We start from the raw sequence: 16,200 nt of genomic DNA, 5'->3' as shown, positions 1-16,200 counted from the left end.
GTCTCCGTCCGGTTCAGATCAGGTTGGGCAGCAGGGCGGCGGTCTGGTCGGCGAGGGTCACGCCCAGCGCGCCGAGCAGCGGCACGCCGACCACCCACGCGTGCCAGCGGCCGACCCGCTGGTGCAGCAGCACCACGGCGAGCGCGGCCGCGGCGAGGATCAGCGACCACAGCGCCACCGGCACGAGCGCGCCCGCGTCACCGGCCATGGCCCGCTCGTGGTCGGGCACCGCGAACGCGGGCAGCGCACCCGACGTCGGCTGCACGGCGCTGGTCAGCTTGGCGTCCACGCGCAGCACGTCGGTCGGCACGAAGTACGGGCCGTCGGCGGTGACCAGGGTCAGCCCGCCCTTGCCCGCGGCGGGCTTGTGCCGGTACGCCTCGCCGGCGCGGCGCACGCCCTGCACCTGGTAGACGTGCTCGCCCTGGCCGGTGGTGACGGTGATCCGGTCACCCGGCACCAGCCGGTCGACCTGCGCGAACGGCCCGCCGTAGCCCGCCCGCCTGCCGAAGATCACCGACGCGCCCGCCTGACCGGGCATCGGCGAGTCGCGCAGGTGGCCGGGGCCGGACCGCAGCGCGCCCGACGACGTGCCCTCGCCCACCACCTCGCGCACGCCGAGCCGGGGTATCGCCAGGATCGCGATCGGCGTGCCGGTCGGGGTCAGCCTGCCGTCCTCGCCCACCGCCGCGACCGGCGCGGTGGCGTTGGCCAGCAGGCCGCGCAGCTCGTCGTAGGCGCGGCTCTGGTCGCGGTCGTGCTTGAGCGTGCCGATCGCGGCGAACTGGAGCACGAAGCACAGCAGCAGCGCGCCGAGGATCGCGAGCATCTGGCCGATCGGGCGCAGCACCGACGGCGCGGCGACCACCGGCGCCTCCGGTGCGGACGCCGGAGGCGCCGGTGGGGCGGTCACCGCCGGACCCGCCGCTTGCGCGCCACGACCAGCGCCAGGCCACCGGCCAGCACCAGCAGGCCGCCCAGGAGCAACGGGAGGCCGGTCGACGCGCCGGTGCTCGCCAGGCCGGTGCCCTGCCCACCGGCGGCCGGGGTGGTGGTGTCGGTGGTCGTGCCGGTCGTGGTGTCGGTGGTGGTGGTCGTGCCGGTCGTCGAAGTGGTGCTGTCGGTGGTCGTGGTGGTGGTCGTCGTCGTGGGGCCGACGCCGCCGACGGCCTCCCACGCGGTCGGGCTGGTGAACCGCAGGCCGGTGGTGAACGTGCGCAGCACCTGCCCGAACGCGTCCACGCAGTGCGCCTCGACGCGGTAGTCGCCCGCGAGGACCGCGCCGTCCGGCTGCTCCTGCGCGATGTCCTTGAACGACAGGTACTGCAGCACGGCGATCGGGTCGGTCTTGGAGAAGCCGACCGCGGTCGGCGGTGCGGCGGTCAACCCGCTCTGGAACACGCCCGGGCCGAAGATCGCCATCCGGATCTCGCCGGAATCGTTGTCACCGCAGCCGGTCGAGGTGGTGTAGGTCGGCGCGTCGAGGTCCGAACCGCTGCTCGGGCTGACCGCGAGGGTGAAGCCGCCACCGGGGTTGGTGGTGGTGGTTGTCGTCGCGGTGGTGGTGGTCGTCGTGGGATCCGTAGTAGTGGTGGTCGACTCGGTCGTGGTCGTGGTGGTCGACTCCGTGGTGGTCGTCGTCGGGTCCGTGGTCGTCGTCGGGTCCGTGGTGGTGGTGGTCGGATCCGTCGTCGTGGTCGTCGGATCCGTGGTCGTAGTGGGATCCGTCGTGGTCGTGGTCGGATCCGTCGTGGTCGTCGTCGGGTCGGTCGTGGTCGTCGTCGGATCCGTGGTCGTCGTGGTCGGATCCGTTGTCGTGGTGGTGGGATCCGTGGTCGTCGTCGTGGGGTCGGTCGTCGTGGTGGTCGGATCCGTGGTGGTGGTGGTCGTTGTTGTTGTCGTGGTGGTGGCGTTCGGGTCCGTCGACCGGTAGGTCGTGGCGTCGGTGAAGAACAGCTTGCGGGTGAACGTGCCCTTGCTCTCGGTGGTGAACAGGTCCACGCAGTTCACCACGACGGTGTACTCGCCGGGAGTGATCGTGGTGCTGTTGTCGACCGCGATGTCCTTGTACGACAAGCCTTGCAGCACCGGGAACCCGGCCACGGTGGAGAAGCCGACGTCGGTCGGCGTGGTGCCGATGAGGCCGTTCTCGAAGCCGCCCGGGCCGTACACGAACAGGTTGTAGCCGTCGGAGTCGGTCGGGCAGCCCGCCGACGTGGTGAACACCGGCGCGGTGGTGTCGCGGCCGGTCTCCGGGTCGACGCCGAGGGTGCCCAGCGTCGCGACCGGGGGTTCGGCCTGTCCGGACGCCGCGGTGAAGATCACCGCGGCGCTGACCGCGGCGAGCACGGCCGCGGCTGCCGCCACCAGTTGGCGCTTGCGCATGAGCAGTTCCTCCGTTGTGTTGGGGTGGGTCAGCGGGTTCTGCGGCGGCGGAGGTAGGACCCCGCCCCGACCAGCGCGAGCGCGCCGACGACGCCGATCGCGACGTGCAGGAAGGGTTGCCCGCCGCCGGTGCCGGCGGGCGCGGCTTGAGCGGCGGCCTCGGCGGCGGCGTCGGCGGCGGGCTGGTCGGCGGGTTGGTCGGTCGGTTGAACGGTCGATCGGCCCGGGACGTCCGACGGCGGCGGGACGACCTGCGGATCGGGTTCGATCAGCGGCGCGGTCGGCTGCTGCGGCCCCTTGGCCGCGCCGACGGCGACGTACCGGGCGGGCTCGACGAAGTCCACCGTCCCGGTGAACTCGCCGAACACCTGCTGGGTGAACGAGTCGATGCAGTGCAGCCGCAGCTCGTACGGCCCGCCGAAAGTGACGTCGTGATCGGCGGCCAGGTCCTGGAACGTCAACGCGACCGGCACCTCGAACGGCCGGTCGTGGGTCAGCCCCACGTCACCGTTGGCCACGATCACCAGCCCCTCGGCGGGCAACCCGGCGCCGTGCATGGTCGCCGCGTACCCCGTCGCCTCACGGGGGCAGCCCGCCGACGTGGCCAGCCGGACCGGCGCGGCGGCACGGCTCTCCCCCGGCGTGACGACCAGGCCGCCGAGCGGCGCGGCGTGCGCGGTGCCCGGTGCGGCCAACAGCAGCGCGAGGACCGCGAGCACCCTAAGCGGCCACATGTTCGACCTCCGGCAGCGGTTCGGGACTCACCCGGCGGCGGCCGCGGCGGACGCGCCGGAACACCACGTACGCGAGCACCAGCAGCAGCACGACCACCAGCAGCCACGGCACGGCGGCGGTCGTCACGTCCGCGGTCACGACGGCGAGCGCCTCGGTGCCCTGGGGCGCGACCGGCTCCACGTGCACGAGTGCGTCCAGCCACCCGGCGGGCAGCACGCCCGGCACGGTGGTGGTGACGCGGAAGGTGTTGCCGGGCAGCAGTTCCGGCAGGTCGGCCAGCCCCGGCGCGTCCACACCGGTGCCCCACGGCGTCTCGACCCGCACCTCCTGCTCGCCGCCCAGCCGGACGTTGCCGGTGTTGCGGACGACGTAGCCGACCGTGGTGTCGCCCCGTCCGAAGAACGACCCCGAGTAGTCGGCGGTCAGGTCCTCGATGCTCAACGAGGGCCGCAGGTCGCCGGACACGCGCAGGTACACGCGAGCGCCGACCCGCTGCTCCACGGCCACGCGCTGGCCGTCCGCACCGGTGGCCTCCGTGGTGAGCGACGCGACGATGCCGCCGGTGTGGTCGCCGGGCGTGGCGTCGGCGGGCACGGTGAGCGTGAACGGCACGATCACCGTGGACCGGGGCGCGACCGCCACCTCCCCGCGCTCCACCACCGACCACTTGCCCACGTCGACCGGCTCACGGCCGGCGGGGAGCAGGTCGAAGCCGCCCTCGGGGGTGTTGAACGCGTCACTGGCGTACACGCGCAGCGTCACCGGGTCGTTGCCCACGTTCGACACGGCGACGTGGTCGCGGACCACGGCTCCCGGCGTGGCGCTGTAGGTGAACGCGCTGCGCGTGTCCGGCGCCTGCGCGGTCGCGGGCCGCACGCCGAACGTCGCGGGCGCGGCCGAGACCGCGGGCGCGACCAAGCCCGAGAAGACGAGTGCCAGCAAGCCGGAGAGCGCCGAACGACGCCAGGTCCGCGTCATAGCGAAGTCCTTAGTGGAGGGTGGGGCAGGCCGTCGGGACGGCCTGCCCCGTCGATCAGATGGCGGTGAGGGTGAGCGTCGCGGTGTAGGTGCCCGCAGGCGTCGAGGTCGGCACCTTCAGCGCCAGGTCGGCGCCGAGGTTCGCGGTGCCGTTGCCGCCCAGGGCGGCGGCCGTGGCCAGCGTCCGGGCGGTGGACAGGCCAAGGCCCGCACCCTGACCCGGCACGACGGCGTTGGCCGGCTGGACCGTCGGACCGGTGGTGATGTTCTGCACCGGGGACTTGTCGACGATCTTGGGCGTCCACCCGAGGTTGGCGCCGTTGATGGCGTTGGCGCCGCCGGCGAAGTCCGTCACCTGGCCGGAGACGTTCCAGCCCGGGTTGCCCGCACGGGTGTCGGTGACCGTGATCGGGTTGAGCGCGCCCGCCGTGGTCAGCAGCGAGCCGTCGGCGGCCATGACCGGCGAGGGCAGCACCACGTTCTGGTTCGCCACGCTGATCAGCAGCTCACCGGCCGGCACCTCGGTGGTGATGGTCTCCGAGGCCGACACGCCCGCGAACGGCGTGACCTCCAGCGCCACCCCGGCCGAGACCGAGGTCTCGAACGCGGCGGAGTTGGCCGGCACGAAGCGCGCGCTGAAGCTGTGCGCGCCCACGGCGAGCGTCGCCGTGGTCAGGGTGGCCGTGCCGCCGGCGACCGCGACCGGGTTGCCCAGGTTCGCGCCGCCGTCGAGGAACTGCACGGAACCCGCGGCCGAGGCCGGGGCCACGGTCGCGCTGAGCGTCACGGACGAGTACTGCGCCGCCGTGCCGCTCGGGGAGACCGCGAGGGCGGTCGTGGTCGGCGTCGCCACCGGCGCGTTGACCTGGTAGGACACCGTCGGCGAGGTGGAGCCGGAGATGTTCGCGGCGGAACCGGTGAACACCGCGGTCAGCGAGCGGGTGCCCGCCGGGAGGTCCGAGGTGGTCAGGGAGGCGACGCCGTTGTTCGCCGCGACGGCCGCGCCGAGGTTGGCCGCCCCGTCCTTGAACTGCACCGTGCCGGTGGCCGAGGCCGGGGACACGGTGGCGGTGAGCGTGACCGGGGTGCCCGCGGTGACCGGGGCGTTCGGCGACACGGCCAGCGCGGTGCTGGTGGTCACCGGGGCGTTCGGGTCAGCGGCGGTCCAGGCGGTGGCGCTGGTGAAGTACACCTCACGGGTGAAGGTGCCCTTGGTCTCGCCGGTGAACAGGTCCACGCAGTTCACCGCGACGGTGTAGGTGCCGGGCACGATCGTGGTGCTGTTGTCGACCGCGATGTCCTTGAACGACAGACCCTGGAGCACGGTGATCGGCGCGGAGCCGGAGAAGCCGACGTCGGTCGGCGTGGTGCCGATCAGGCCGTTCTCGAAGCCGCCCGGCCCGTACACGAACAGGTTGTAGCCGTCGGAGTCCGACGTGCAGCCCGCCGACGTGGTGTAGGACGGCGCCTCGACGTCGGAGCCGGACTGCTTGCTGATGGTGAGCGTGCCGAGGTTGCCCGCGGGCGGTGCGGCCAGGGCGACGCCCGCCGTGCCGAGGGTGGCCGCGGCGAGTGCCGCGAGCGCGATGGCGCCGCCTGCGAGGCGGCGGATGACGGTGTTTCCGCGCACTGTTGACCTTCCAGAGAGGGTGGTGCCGGCCGACTAGGGCGCGGGCGGGGTGACGAGCTGGGTGCTGCCGCAGTTCGGGTTGATGCCGAAGCCGTACTGCGTGATCACGCCGGTGCTGGTGCAGATCAGCGAGTCACCGCCGGTGAAGACCTGGTCGTAGACCGCTTCGCCGAGCTTCGCGGTGGGCACCACGTTGTAGACGTCGCGCTTGAACGTCGACGCGGTGTTCAGGATCGTCGGCGAGACGCCGTTGAACGTGGCCAGCACGGCCTTGCCCTGCGCCGCGGGCGCGGTGCCGTAGATCTGCGAGGCGTACACGGCGATCGAGTACGGCAGGATCTGCTTGGTGTCGGTCAGGTAGGTGCCGACGTGCTCCTGGATCGGCTGGCCGTTGACGTCCACGTCGATCACGCAGGGGAACTGCGTGGTGTAGTTCGCCGTGTTGGTCAGGCCCAGCTGCTTGAGGAAGAAGTCGCGGCTGCCCGAGCCGAACTGCGGCAGCAGCGGCTTGAAGTTCGTGCCGACGCCCGGCGCGGTGCAGTTGTAGATCGACTTCAGCTGCGCCGTGGTGAGCTTCTTGCTGACCGTGCTGTCGCTGCGGACGGCGTAGGTCATGGCGTCCACCGCGAACGGGATGTAGGTCAGGTTCTTGCCCGCGTACGAGGAGGAGTTGTTGGACGACGAACGCGCGGCCTGCACGCAGTTGTCGCCCGCCTCGACCGACGTGACGAGCGCGGTCACGCCGGCGCCGGACGACCCCGGTCTGGGGATGGTGCAGCCGGTCGCCTTGGTGGTGATGTTGTCCGAGCCGCGGGCGTCGTAGGAGCCGATGACCTTGGTGCCGTTGACCAGCACCGCGTCGGACAGGCCGTTGAGCACGGTCTGGGTGGTGTCCGAGCCGACGATGGCGATGTCGCGGAACGTGGGCGGGCCGACCGGGTCGGCCTGGGCCGGCGACGCCACGAGGGCGATGGCGGCGACGGCGGCAGCCGCCGCGCCGAGCATGCGCTTGCTCACTGCGGTTATCCTTTTCTGCGCAGAGGTCGAGCGGACTGCGTGTCCACTCGTCGTTCGGTGCGGTCACGCGCACCGCGTGCGGTTCTCGTTCGTCCGGTTCGTGCTGGAGCGGCAACTCCGGCACGGCCGGGCGGGCGGCCTCACCTCCCTCGTCCGGCCCGCCGGCCGGTCGTCACGTCGTCCGGCCCGGTGGCCGGTCGTCACGAACCGCCCCGGCCGCCGAACCGCTGCACCAGCGGTCCCGCACCGGTGGCCAGACCCCCGGCCACGAGCAGTCCCGCGAGCAGGTGCCGCAGCCACCAGCCGACCGGGTCGGCCGGCGTGTTCTCGACCTGCGCGACCGGCGTGGCCCTGGTGGACGGCACGGCCGCGTCGGCGGGTGGCTTCGCCGGTGCGGGCGGCGCGACCGCGCGGGTCGTCGCACGCGGCCGGGTCGCCCTGGGCGGGGCGGCGGTGGCTTCGCCCTCCTGCGTGGGCGGCACGATCGCCTTGCCCGCGTCGCGCTGGATCACGTCGGCCGCCTCGGCGGCCTGCGCACGCAGCCCGTCCGGCAGCGGCAGGTAACCCGGCGGCAACTGGCCGACGCCCTCGCCGCGCTGCTGGCCCGTCCCGGTGGCGAAGCGCAGGAACGCGGCGTACTCCGCGCCCGCCGCCTCGGTCATCGCCGACGGCACGGCCGCCGCGTAGGTGACCGCGGGCAACGGGTACGCGTCGGCCGCCTTCCCGCCCGGGTTCGCCCGGCCGACACCCCGCACCTCCGTGGGGCTCAGCTGACCCACGGCCGCGCGCAGGCCGGCGTCGTCAGGCGCGACGAAGTTGCCCGCGGCGTTGCGCAGCCTGGCCGTCGGCAGGCCGTACCGGGCGGCGGTCGCCGTGTCGACCACGGCCAGCAGGCTGCGTTCACCGGCGGGTTGGCGCGGCACGCGGGTGTAGCCCGGCTTGGTCGGGTCCGCCTGGTCGGGCAGGCCGCTCGGCGACCGGCCCAGGGTGTCGCCGCGGCTGATCGCCCGGCCGGCCTCGTGCAGGTCGGCGGCCAGCGGCCTCGCCGTGAGCGCGCAGTCCGGTCCCAGCGGGAACGGCAGCTGCTTGCAGCTCAGGTCCTGCTTGGGGAAGTTCGGCACGGGCAGGCCGAGGCCGCGGTAGTGCCGGTTGACGACCATGCCCGCCGGGTCGGGCTTGCCGTCGAGGAACGCGCGGGCGTCCGGGTCGGCGTCGATCCACGTCCACAGCGCGGCGGTCAGGTCGAAGTCGACCGACGGCACGAGGACGTCCAGCGTGTTCATCAACGCGCCGTAGGTCTTGAGGTCCGGGTTCAGGTCGAGGAACTCGGCGTCCTCGTTGAGCCGGCGCGGGTTGTCCGCGAGGTAGGGCTGGTTGCCCGGCACCGTGTCCCGGTAGGACTGGGTGAGCAGCTTGGCCACCAGCCTCGGCGTCAGCGTCAGCTCGGTGATCAGCTGCCCGTCGCGCTGCCACACCCCGTCCGGCTCCACGGCGGGACCGCGCGACTGCCGTTCCATGACGAACGCGATCGCCAGCCCCGACACCGCGACGGGCGCGTGCACCACCGGCCGTTCCGGCGTGGAGGGCTGGGGTTCGCTGAGGAACACCAGGCCCGGCGCCTCGGTCGCGAGCCGTTCGCGGCTGATCCGGTCGGACACCCTGGTGAAGCCGAACACCGTGCCGCCGTTCGCGCACAGCGCGGGCTGCCAGCGGCCGACGGCGTCGGACACGAACTCGTGCCCGGCCAGCGAGCGCTCCGCCGCGCCGATCGGGCAGGCCGCGCCGACCGGGCGGAAGCCGAGCTTGAACGGGATGGCGTCGCGCCAGTTGGCGGCGCTCAGCGGCGAGGAGTCCAGGTTGTTGCTGGTGTGGTCGACGCCCGGCCTGCGGCCGTTGACCTCGGTGTCGCCGCGTGGCACCACGACCAGCCAGCAGTGCCGGGGCTTGCCCTGGTCGGGACCGTCCGCGCGGACCTCGCCGCAGCCCAGGCCCCACGCCTCCAGCGCGGTCTGCACCTCGAAGTCCAGCTCGCCGGTGCCGTCCGGGCGGGTCTTGGCGAACGGCACCTCGTTGGTCGTGCCCGCGTCGAAGAACGTGCCGAACGACGTGGTCTTCTGGCCCTTCACGGAGTGGAACTCGGCGTAGGCCGCGCCGTTCGGCGGCACCGGCGTCGTCTCGTGCGGGTCCTTCGGGTCGCTGTACGCGATCTGCCTGCTCTTGGTGAAGTTGCCCAGGCCGAGGCCGTTCTGGCCCTCCAGCCCGCCGAACTGGCACTGCTCGCGGGTCGGGCCGGCCGGGTCGTCGCCCCAGCACTGCATGACCTGGAGGTAGTTGGTGGCGAACCGGCCGACCGGCCCGGTCTCCGCGCCGCCGGTCCAGCTCACCCGGACGGTCTGGTTGATCAGGTCCTTCGTGTGCGACACCGTGACGCTCAGGTCCGCGAACGCACCGCGCCCGGACTTCGTGACCGCCGACGACGACGTCTGCGCGTCGACCGGCGCCGGCACCAGCGCGACCCCGGTCGTCACGAGCAGTGCCGCCAGGAGCAACCGGATGGGGGTCATCTGCCGCCTTCCCGTCTGCGCAGCCGCCGGGCCACCAGCGGCGGTCCCACCACGAGCGCGGTGATCAGCACCGCGGCCACCGCGACCAGCAGCGCGGTGTTGTCGTCACGCAGGTCCACCGAGACCGGCGTCGCGTAGGCCTCTTCGCGCGCCCGCCGTGCCACCCCGGAGGACGACTCGTCGGCCGCCACGTCCTCGGCCGCCGCCTCCTCACCCGCCGCCTGCTCCTCGACCGCGGCGGCTTCCTCCCCCTCCGCGACCGGGGCGTCACCGCCGCCGGTGGTGGTCTTGGTGGGCTCCTTCGCGCCGCCCGTGGCGTCCTCGCACTGGACCGGCCCCTGCTTGTCGCAGTCCTTGGGCTGCGGGGCGGTGACCGCCAGCGTGTTCGTCCCGTCGGCGGAGAACGTCGGGTTGTTGCACTTGCTGATGTCCTTGTTCTGCTTGGTCGTGCCGGGGATCTTCGCGACCTGCTCCATCCCGGCCCGCACCAGGTTGATCGGCAGCGGCGAGTACCCGAGCAGGTCGGCCTGCTTCTGCCCCTCGCACAGGAAGTAGTAGGCGAAGTCGGACAGCGTCCGGCCCTTGTCCGCGGTGAACTTCCCGGCCGCGACGGTCGGCAGGATCATGTAGCTGTAGCTGGACATGGGGTAGCTGCGCGCGTCCTGGTTGCCGTAGACCTGGCCGAGGTCCTGGGTCAGGTCGGTGTTGACCTTCGCCGCCAGCAGCGCGACCGCGACCGCGGAGGCCTTCGGCTCGACGTAGTAGCCCTTGGCGTTGAGCAGCTTGGCCACCGGGAACTGCGCGCTGCGGGCGTAGGAGTACTCGACGTAGGTGATCGAGCCCTCGGTGCCCTCCTGCCGCACGTAGTTGGCCACGCCGACGGAGTAGTGCTGCCCCACCATCGGCGGGATGGTCGGGTAGTTCGACGTGAAGCCGCACGGGGTCGAGCGCTTGGCGCGGCGGCAGAAGTCGTCCCACAGCGCCGGGTGCTGACTCGCCATCCACGAGGTGAACTGGGCCGTCGTGCCGGAGCCGTCCGCGCGGACCACCGGCACGACCTTGCGGTCGGGCAGCTTCAGGCCGGGGTTGTCCCGGGCGATCGCCGGGTCCGCCCACGAGGTGATCACGCCGGTGAAGATCTTGGTGACGACCTCGCCGGACAACCGCAGGTTGGTGACCCGCTTGCCACCGATCTTCAGGTTGTACATCAGCGACGTGCCACCCGCGACGATCGGCATGTACGCGTACGTGCCCTCCTTCGGCGGCACGTCCCGCACACCGCCGTCGGTGAGGCCGTACGGGATCTCCGACACCGCGAAGTCCACCTGACCGGCCTTGAACTGGTTGCGCCCGTCACTGGAACCGCTGCCGGTGAAGCTGATCCTCATCCCGTACTGCGCGACGTTCGTCTTCCACTGGTCGATCGCGTTGCTGCTCCACGTCGAGCCGCTCCCGCTGATCGGCGTGTACGTCTGCGCCCGCGCCGGAGGACCGAAGACCACCAGCAGGCACACGACGGCGACCAAACCCAAGGGCCGGGCAATCATGGCTCTCCTCATCTCGACCGCCCACCGACCACTCGGGCGAGCACGAACAGCACCAGCACCAGGGCCATCAGCACGGCGGCGGCGCCGAACCCGCGCTGCTTCATGGTCTCCTCCGACGACGTGACCATCTGGAAGGTCGCCAGCGGCAGCGACACCTGGGAGTCGACGAACGGGTTCCAGTTCAGGAAGGGGGTGAAGCCGGCCGTGATCAGCACCGGCGACGTCTCGCCGACACCGCGCGCGGTGGCCAGCAGCACGCTCGTGGTCAGGCCCGACCGCGCGGTCGGCAGCACCACGTGCCACACCGTGCGCAGCTGACCGGCGCCCAGTGCCAGCGACGCCTCCTTGAGCGAGCTGGGCACCAGCCGCAGCACCACGTCCGCCGCCCGGATCATGATCGGCAGCATCATCACGCTGATCGCGCAGCCCGCGGCGAAGCCGGACCGTTCGAAGCCCACCACGAGGATCAGCGAGGCGTAGATGAACAGGCCCGCCACGATGGACGGCAGCGCGGTCATCGCCTCCACCACCGTGCGCACGAGCCGGGTGAACACGCCCCTGGTCTCGTTGAGGAACACGGCGCACGCCAGTCCCGACGGGACGGTGATGACCAGCGCGATGGTGATCTGCTGCAACGTGCCGACCGCGGCGTGCGCGACCCCGCCGAGCTCCAACGGGTCGAGCGTGCCCGCGGCGGCCATGTCGTCGGTGAAGAAGTTGAGGTGGCCCAGCGCTTGCGCGCCCATCACGATCGGGTAGGCCACGATGAACACCAGCGCGCCCAGCGCCACCAGCGCGAGGCTGTGCACGACGGCGGCGGCGAGCCGGTCCCGCACGGCCAGCGCGTCGTCGTGCAGCGAGATCAGCAGCGCGTACAGGCCGAGGAACACGGGGAACGCGATCGCGACGAACGCCACCACCCCGCTGAACGGCGCGATCTGGTCGAACAACAAGCCCGTCAACGCGACCGCGGCCGCCGCCGCGCCCGACACCGACCCGAGATCGGCCCGCCGCGCGCCACCCGTCACCCGACGCACTTCCGGTGCGGTCATCACTCACTCCCCTGGCCGGACCGGCTGCGTGCGATGACCGCCGAGGCGGCGAAGTTGACCAGCAGCGTCAGCAGGAACAACGCCAGGCCCGCCGCCATCAGGGCGGACAGGCCGAACGGGCTCGCCGCGCCCCACCGCTGGGCGATGAGCGCCGACACGGAGTTGCCACCGCTGCCGAGGATCTGGGTGTGGATGGCGAAGACCGGCGCGATGATCATCGCCACCGCGATGGTCTCGCCGAGCGCCCGGCCGAGGCCCAGCATCGTGCCGCCGATCATGCCGCTGCGCCCGAACGGCAGCACTACGCTCCGGATGACACCCCACCGCGTGGCGCCGAGCGCGTAGGCGCCCTCGCGTTCCCCCTGCGGCGCCTGGGTGAACGACTCCCGCATCACCGAGCAGATGAACGGCATCACCATGAACCCGACCACGAGCCCCGCCCAGAACGTCGAGGTGACGTAGGCGGCGTCGGTGGACAGCGGGTTGTCCGGGTCGGCGCCCTCGACGTCGAGGAACGGGATCCAGCCGAACTGGATCGACAGCCACCGCGGCACGTCCACGCCCTGCCACTGCAGGAACGTCGAGCCGAACAGCCCGTAGACCACGCTGGGCACCGCGGCCATCAGGTCGACCATGCTCGTCAACGCCCGCTTGAGCCGCGTCGGGGCGTACTCGGAGATGTAGAGCGCCACGCCGAGCGCCAGCGGGAACGCGACCACCAGCGCGACGGACGCGATCAGCACCGTGCCGACGAGCACCGCCGCGATGCCGAAGTCCAGCGAGTCCGGCTCCCACGTCTGCGTGGTGAAGAAGTCCAGGCCCGCCGCGGAGATCGCGGCCGCGCCGCGGGTGGCCAGGAACAGCCCGACGGTGGCCATCACGACCAGCACCGCGAGCCCCGCGACCCGCAGGACCAGCCGGAAGAGCCGGTCGATCCCGCCGGACGGCCCGACGCGCCGACGTGGCCCGTCGGCCGGCGCCGCCGGTGGTGCGCTGAGCGTTGCGGTCATCTGCGGGTGCTCCGGTGTCGGCGGCCCGTGCTCGGCCGAGTCCGCGCAAGCAGAACCCGCTCAGTTTTCGCCATTCGGATGCTGCCATTAACAACGGACGAACGCGGGAAACGAACCGGGGGCCGGTACTCCGAATGGCAGCGCGATGAACAGCCGTATTCCGCCGTCACACCTGCTCCACCGGATACCGGCCCGCGGTCGGCGCGTGCGCGACGAGTTCCACGAAACTGCGGCACGCGTACTGCGCCTGGACCCGCCGGTGATAACTGCGACTCGACACCGCGAGCACGCAACCCTCCAGCCGCAGCCGCCAGGACCACAGCTTCGCGTCACGTGACATCGCCGTCGTGCTGTCGACCAGGTGTTCCCGCAGGTCGTCGACCGATTCGAGGCACGCCTCGACGGTCGGGAAGACCAGCGCGGACCGGCCGAGGCTGCGGTTGTTGGCGGAGAGGAACCGCCACGTCACCCCGGAACCCGCGGGTGTGTAGAGCTGGAAACGGGCAGCGGCCACCGGGCTTCCCCATCATTCGTGCGTCCCCGACGCCACTTCGAATGCTTGGTTTACCAGGTTGACAACAGGTCAATAACCGGCGGCGGCCGGGTGACCATCATCCTCACGCCGGACGGCCAACGACCACCCGGTCACCCACGGAAATTGACCGATCACCATCACCGACACGACCGTCACGCACAATAATCGGGCAACTCCGAAAACGACCGGACCGCCACCCCGCCGACCCTTGCCGACCGCGCTTCACCGATTCGCGTCGTCCCGGGACAACCGCGCCCACCCGAGCAGCGACGTGCCGACCGCCCAGCAGAGCATCGTCACCACCGACGACGTCCGGGTCATCCCCGGCACCTCCCCGATCAGCAGGAACGCCGCACCGGACCCGGGCAGCAGCTCCGCGATCGCGGACGACCACTCGTACCCGAAGTTCGGCAGCATCAGCGGCAGCACCAACATCAGCAGGAACACCGTGACCAACGCGCCCGCCGTGTTGCGCAGCAGGAAGCCCAGCCCGACCGCGAACGCCGCCCCGGCGGCGAAGACGAAGCCGACCGACGGCAGCACGTCCCACCCGCCACCCAGGTCGAGCAGCGGCCGCGCGGTCACGAAGGACACGACGGTGGCGGCGGACGCCAGCAACACGCCGACGGCGGTGGCCGCACCCACCGCCACCGCCGCCCGGGACAGGAACAGGACCGCACGCCTCGGCGTCCACTGCAGGCTCGGCACGATCCCACCGGTCGCGTAGTCCGACGTCACCGCCGTGAGCACGAGCGCGAGCAGCGCGAACTGCCCCGGCAGCCCGGTGACGGCCGCCGCGGCCCAGGCCGAGCCGCCCCGCGCGGGATCGGGATCCGACGCCACCTCCAGGCCCGCGATGGTGGCGATGCCCGTCATCGTCACGGCCGCCGCGGCCAGGAACCACCACGTCGCCTTCACCGTCCACAGGCGCGTCCACTCGGCGGCGCACGCACGGGCGAACACGCGCCCGACGCGTGCCTCTTGAGCCACTGCCGTCACCGTGCCTCCTCCACCGCGAGCACGGGCTCGCGGCCGTGGTACTCGACGCTGCTGTTGGTCAACTCCAGGTAGGCGTCCTCAAGCGACTGGCGCACCTCGGACAGGTGGTGCAGCGCGACGTTCAGCGCGTGGGCGAGCCCGCCGACCTCCGCCGCGGTGCTGCCCTCGACCCGCAGCTCCCGGCCGTCGACCTGGCGCACCTCGAACCCGCGTTCCCGCAACGAGGTGACCAGCCGATCCGGCTCCGGGCTGTGCACGCGCACCTGGACCTGCCCGAGCCCGCTCAGGATCTGCTCCGTCGTGGCGTCGGCGATGAGCCGGCCGCGGCCGATGACGACCAACCGGTCGGCGATCTGCTCCATCTCGCTCAGCAGGTGGCTGGACACCAGCACCGTGCGGCCCTCGTCGGCGAGTTGCCGCAGCAGCCCGCGGATCCACCGGACGCCGTCGAGGTCGAGCCCGTTGATCGGCTCGTCGAACACCAGCACGCCGGGGTCGCCGATCAGCGCCGTCGCGATACCCAGTCGTTGCCGCATCCCCAGCGAGTAGCCCTTGATCCGCCGGCGTGCCGCGCGCTCCAACCCGACCCGCTCGATCACCTCCTCCACCCGCCGGCGCGGGATGCCGTTCGACCGGGCGGCCACGCGGAGGTGGCTGCGCCCGGTGCGGCCGGGGTGCACCGCGCCGGGGTCGAGCAGCGCGCCGACCTCCCGGAGCGGTTCGGCGAACGTCGCGTACCGCCGCCCGTTGACCAGCGCCGTCCCCGAGGTGGGCCGGTCGAGGCCGAGCAGCACGCGCATCGTGGTGGACTTCCCGGCGCCGTTCGGCCCGAGGAACCCGGTCACCTTCCCGGGGTGGACGTCGAAGCTCAGCTCGTCCACGGCGAGCACGTCGCCGTACCGCCGGGTCAACCCGCGCACCTCGATCACCGGTCGCCCTCGTCCCCGGCGTGCGCGACGATGACGCCGTCCTCCTCGTCGTCGACCCATTCGAGCAGGTCGCCGGGCTGGCACTCAAGCACCCGGCACATGGCTTCCAAGGTGCTGAACCGCACCGCCTTGGCCCGGCCGTTCTTGAGCACCGCCACGTTGGACGGCGTGAGCCCGATCCGCTCGGCGAACTCGCCGACGCTCATCTTGCGCTTGGCCAACTCGACGTCGATGCGCACGATGATCGCCATCAGATCACCGATTCCATGTCGGTCCGCAGCGTGGTGGCCTGCCGCAGCAACGCGCGCATCACCACCATCAGCAGCCCCACCACGGTGATGCCGATCGACATCAGGAACAGCACGAGCGGCACGCCGGGGTCGTCCGCGTTGAAGCCCACGTAGAGGAAGAACGCCTGGAACACCACCCACGCCGCCGCGATGGCCCACACGATCGCGTCCACCCACCTCAGCGACACCTCGCTGAAGATGCGGTCCTCCTTGACCAGGGTGAGCAGCTTCCAGATGGACACGAGCACCACCTGGACGCACAGCACCCAGAACACCGACACGGCCGTGAGCGGCCACCTCAGGTACGCCATGTCCGGCGACTCCTCGGCCATGTGCCGGAACTGGCCCGGCAGCGACATGACCTGGAACAGGACGAGCACCCCGAACATCAACACCAGGAACACCCGGAGCGCGGCTACCGCTCGATGCGTTGTCACCATGCATCGAGTCTCGCGCGTTACCTATCGAAAGTCAATCGGTAGCTATCGTCTCTCGCTACCGAAGCCCACCTCCTTGCGACGGACCCACG

15 protein-coding genes are annotated in these 16,200 nt (G+C 71.9%); all 15 read right to left on the bottom strand.

Annotation, left to right across the window (positions count from 1 at the left end; translation table 11 throughout):
• Nucleotides 1-13 precede the first annotated feature (13 nt).
• Entirely contained in the window at nucleotides 14-913 is a 900-nt protein-coding gene (locus ACYVLT_RS13660; RefSeq protein WP_461120531.1) for a sortase, read from the bottom strand.
• Nucleotides 910-2,385: a hypothetical protein gene (locus tag ACYVLT_RS13655; protein ID WP_461120530.1), complete on the bottom strand. Its 1,476-nt coding sequence runs from the start codon at nucleotides 2,383-2,385 to the stop codon at nucleotides 910-912. The genes ACYVLT_RS13660 and ACYVLT_RS13655 overlap by 4 nt, the downstream gene beginning before the upstream one ends.
• Before the next feature lie 29 nt (nucleotides 2,386-2,414).
• Complete coding sequence (locus ACYVLT_RS13650; protein ID WP_461120529.1) at nucleotides 2,415-3,119, bottom strand: hypothetical protein; 705 nt, start codon at nucleotides 3,117-3,119, stop codon at nucleotides 2,415-2,417.
• Complete coding sequence (locus tag ACYVLT_RS13645) at nucleotides 3,106-4,098, bottom strand: WxL protein peptidoglycan domain-containing protein (protein ID WP_461120528.1); 993 nt, start codon at nucleotides 4,096-4,098, stop codon at nucleotides 3,106-3,108. The genes ACYVLT_RS13650 and ACYVLT_RS13645 overlap by 14 nt, the downstream gene beginning before the upstream one ends.
• Before the next feature lie 55 nt (nucleotides 4,099-4,153).
• On the bottom strand, nucleotides 4,154-5,728 hold the full coding sequence (locus ACYVLT_RS13640) for an Ig-like domain-containing protein (RefSeq protein WP_461120527.1): 1,575 nt from the start codon (nucleotides 5,726-5,728) through the stop codon (nucleotides 4,154-4,156).
• 33 nt (nucleotides 5,729-5,761) lie between these two features.
• Nucleotides 5,762-6,745 (bottom strand): hypothetical protein, encoded by a 984-nt coding sequence (locus ACYVLT_RS13635; protein ID WP_461120526.1) that lies wholly within the window; start codon nucleotides 6,743-6,745, stop codon nucleotides 5,762-5,764.
• Between the two features lie 200 nt (nucleotides 6,746-6,945).
• The gene (locus ACYVLT_RS13630; protein WP_461120525.1) at nucleotides 6,946-9,309 is read right to left on the bottom strand and encodes a hypothetical protein; all 2,364 of its coding nucleotides are present in this window, start codon (nucleotides 9,307-9,309) and stop codon (nucleotides 6,946-6,948) included.
• Entirely contained in the window at nucleotides 9,306-10,856 is a 1,551-nt protein-coding gene (pstS, locus tag ACYVLT_RS13625) for a phosphate ABC transporter substrate-binding protein PstS (RefSeq protein WP_461120524.1), read from the bottom strand. Before pstS ends, ACYVLT_RS13630 begins: the two co-directional genes overlap by 4 nt.
• Before the next feature lie 8 nt (nucleotides 10,857-10,864).
• The gene (gene pstA / locus ACYVLT_RS13620) at nucleotides 10,865-11,908 is read right to left on the bottom strand and encodes a phosphate ABC transporter permease PstA (RefSeq protein ID WP_461120523.1); all 1,044 of its coding nucleotides are present in this window, start codon (nucleotides 11,906-11,908) and stop codon (nucleotides 10,865-10,867) included.
• Nucleotides 11,908-12,918 carry a phosphate ABC transporter permease subunit PstC gene (gene pstC / locus ACYVLT_RS13615; RefSeq protein ID WP_461120522.1) on the bottom strand — a complete coding sequence of 337 codons (1,011 nt, stop codon included), beginning with the start codon at nucleotides 12,916-12,918 and terminating at the stop codon, nucleotides 11,908-11,910. The genes pstA and pstC overlap by 1 nt, the downstream gene beginning before the upstream one ends.
• Nucleotides 12,919-13,084: 166 nt before the next feature.
• Nucleotides 13,085-13,432 carry a hypothetical protein gene (locus ACYVLT_RS13610; RefSeq protein WP_461120521.1) on the bottom strand — a complete coding sequence of 116 codons (348 nt, stop codon included), beginning with the start codon at nucleotides 13,430-13,432 and terminating at the stop codon, nucleotides 13,085-13,087.
• Nucleotides 13,433-13,675: 243 nt separating this feature from the next.
• Entirely contained in the window at nucleotides 13,676-14,452 is a 777-nt protein-coding gene (locus tag ACYVLT_RS13605) for a hypothetical protein (RefSeq protein WP_461120520.1), read from the bottom strand.
• Nucleotides 14,449-15,381, bottom strand: a complete 933-nt coding sequence (locus tag ACYVLT_RS13600; protein ID WP_461120519.1) for an ABC transporter ATP-binding protein — start codon at nucleotides 15,379-15,381, stop codon at nucleotides 14,449-14,451. Before ACYVLT_RS13600 ends, ACYVLT_RS13605 begins: the two co-directional genes overlap by 4 nt.
• Nucleotides 15,378-15,632 (bottom strand): helix-turn-helix domain-containing protein, encoded by a 255-nt coding sequence (locus tag ACYVLT_RS13595; RefSeq protein WP_461120518.1) that lies wholly within the window; start codon nucleotides 15,630-15,632, stop codon nucleotides 15,378-15,380. The genes ACYVLT_RS13600 and ACYVLT_RS13595 overlap by 4 nt, the downstream gene beginning before the upstream one ends.
• Complete coding sequence (locus tag ACYVLT_RS13590) at nucleotides 15,632-16,111, bottom strand: DUF2975 domain-containing protein (RefSeq protein ID WP_461120517.1); 480 nt, start codon at nucleotides 16,109-16,111, stop codon at nucleotides 15,632-15,634. Before ACYVLT_RS13590 ends, ACYVLT_RS13595 begins: the two co-directional genes overlap by 1 nt.
• Nucleotides 16,112-16,200 lie beyond the last annotated feature (89 nt).

Source organism: Saccharothrix stipae (assembly GCF_054781895.1).
This window is presented reverse-complemented; position numbering and strand designations above follow the sequence as displayed.

Excerpts from the sequence above, each read along its gene's own strand:
- ACYVLT_RS13655 (WP_461120530.1), bottom strand. The coding sequence starts at position 2,385 with ATGCGCAAGCGCCAACTGGTGGCGGCAGCCGCGGCCGTGCTCGCCGCG.
- ACYVLT_RS13650 (WP_461120529.1), bottom strand. The coding sequence starts at position 3,119 with ATGTGGCCGCTTAGGGTGCTCGCGGTCCTCGCGCTGCTGTTGGCCGCA.
- ACYVLT_RS13645 (WP_461120528.1), bottom strand. The coding sequence starts at position 4,098 with ATGACGCGGACCTGGCGTCGTTCGGCGCTCTCCGGCTTGCTGGCACTC.
- ACYVLT_RS13630 (WP_461120525.1), bottom strand. The coding sequence starts at position 9,309 with ATGACCCCCATCCGGTTGCTCCTGGCGGCACTGCTCGTGACGACCGGG.
- pstS (WP_461120524.1), bottom strand. The coding sequence starts at position 10,856 with ATGATTGCCCGGCCCTTGGGTTTGGTCGCCGTCGTGTGCCTGCTGGTG.
- pstA (WP_461120523.1), bottom strand. The coding sequence starts at position 11,908 with ATGACCGCACCGGAAGTGCGTCGGGTGACGGGTGGCGCGCGGCGGGCC.
- pstC (WP_461120522.1), bottom strand. The coding sequence starts at position 12,918 with ATGACCGCAACGCTCAGCGCACCACCGGCGGCGCCGGCCGACGGGCCA.
- ACYVLT_RS13595 (WP_461120518.1), bottom strand. The coding sequence starts at position 15,632 with ATGGCGATCATCGTGCGCATCGACGTCGAGTTGGCCAAGCGCAAGATG.
- ACYVLT_RS13590 (WP_461120517.1), bottom strand. The coding sequence starts at position 16,111 with ATGGTGACAACGCATCGAGCGGTAGCCGCGCTCCGGGTGTTCCTGGTG.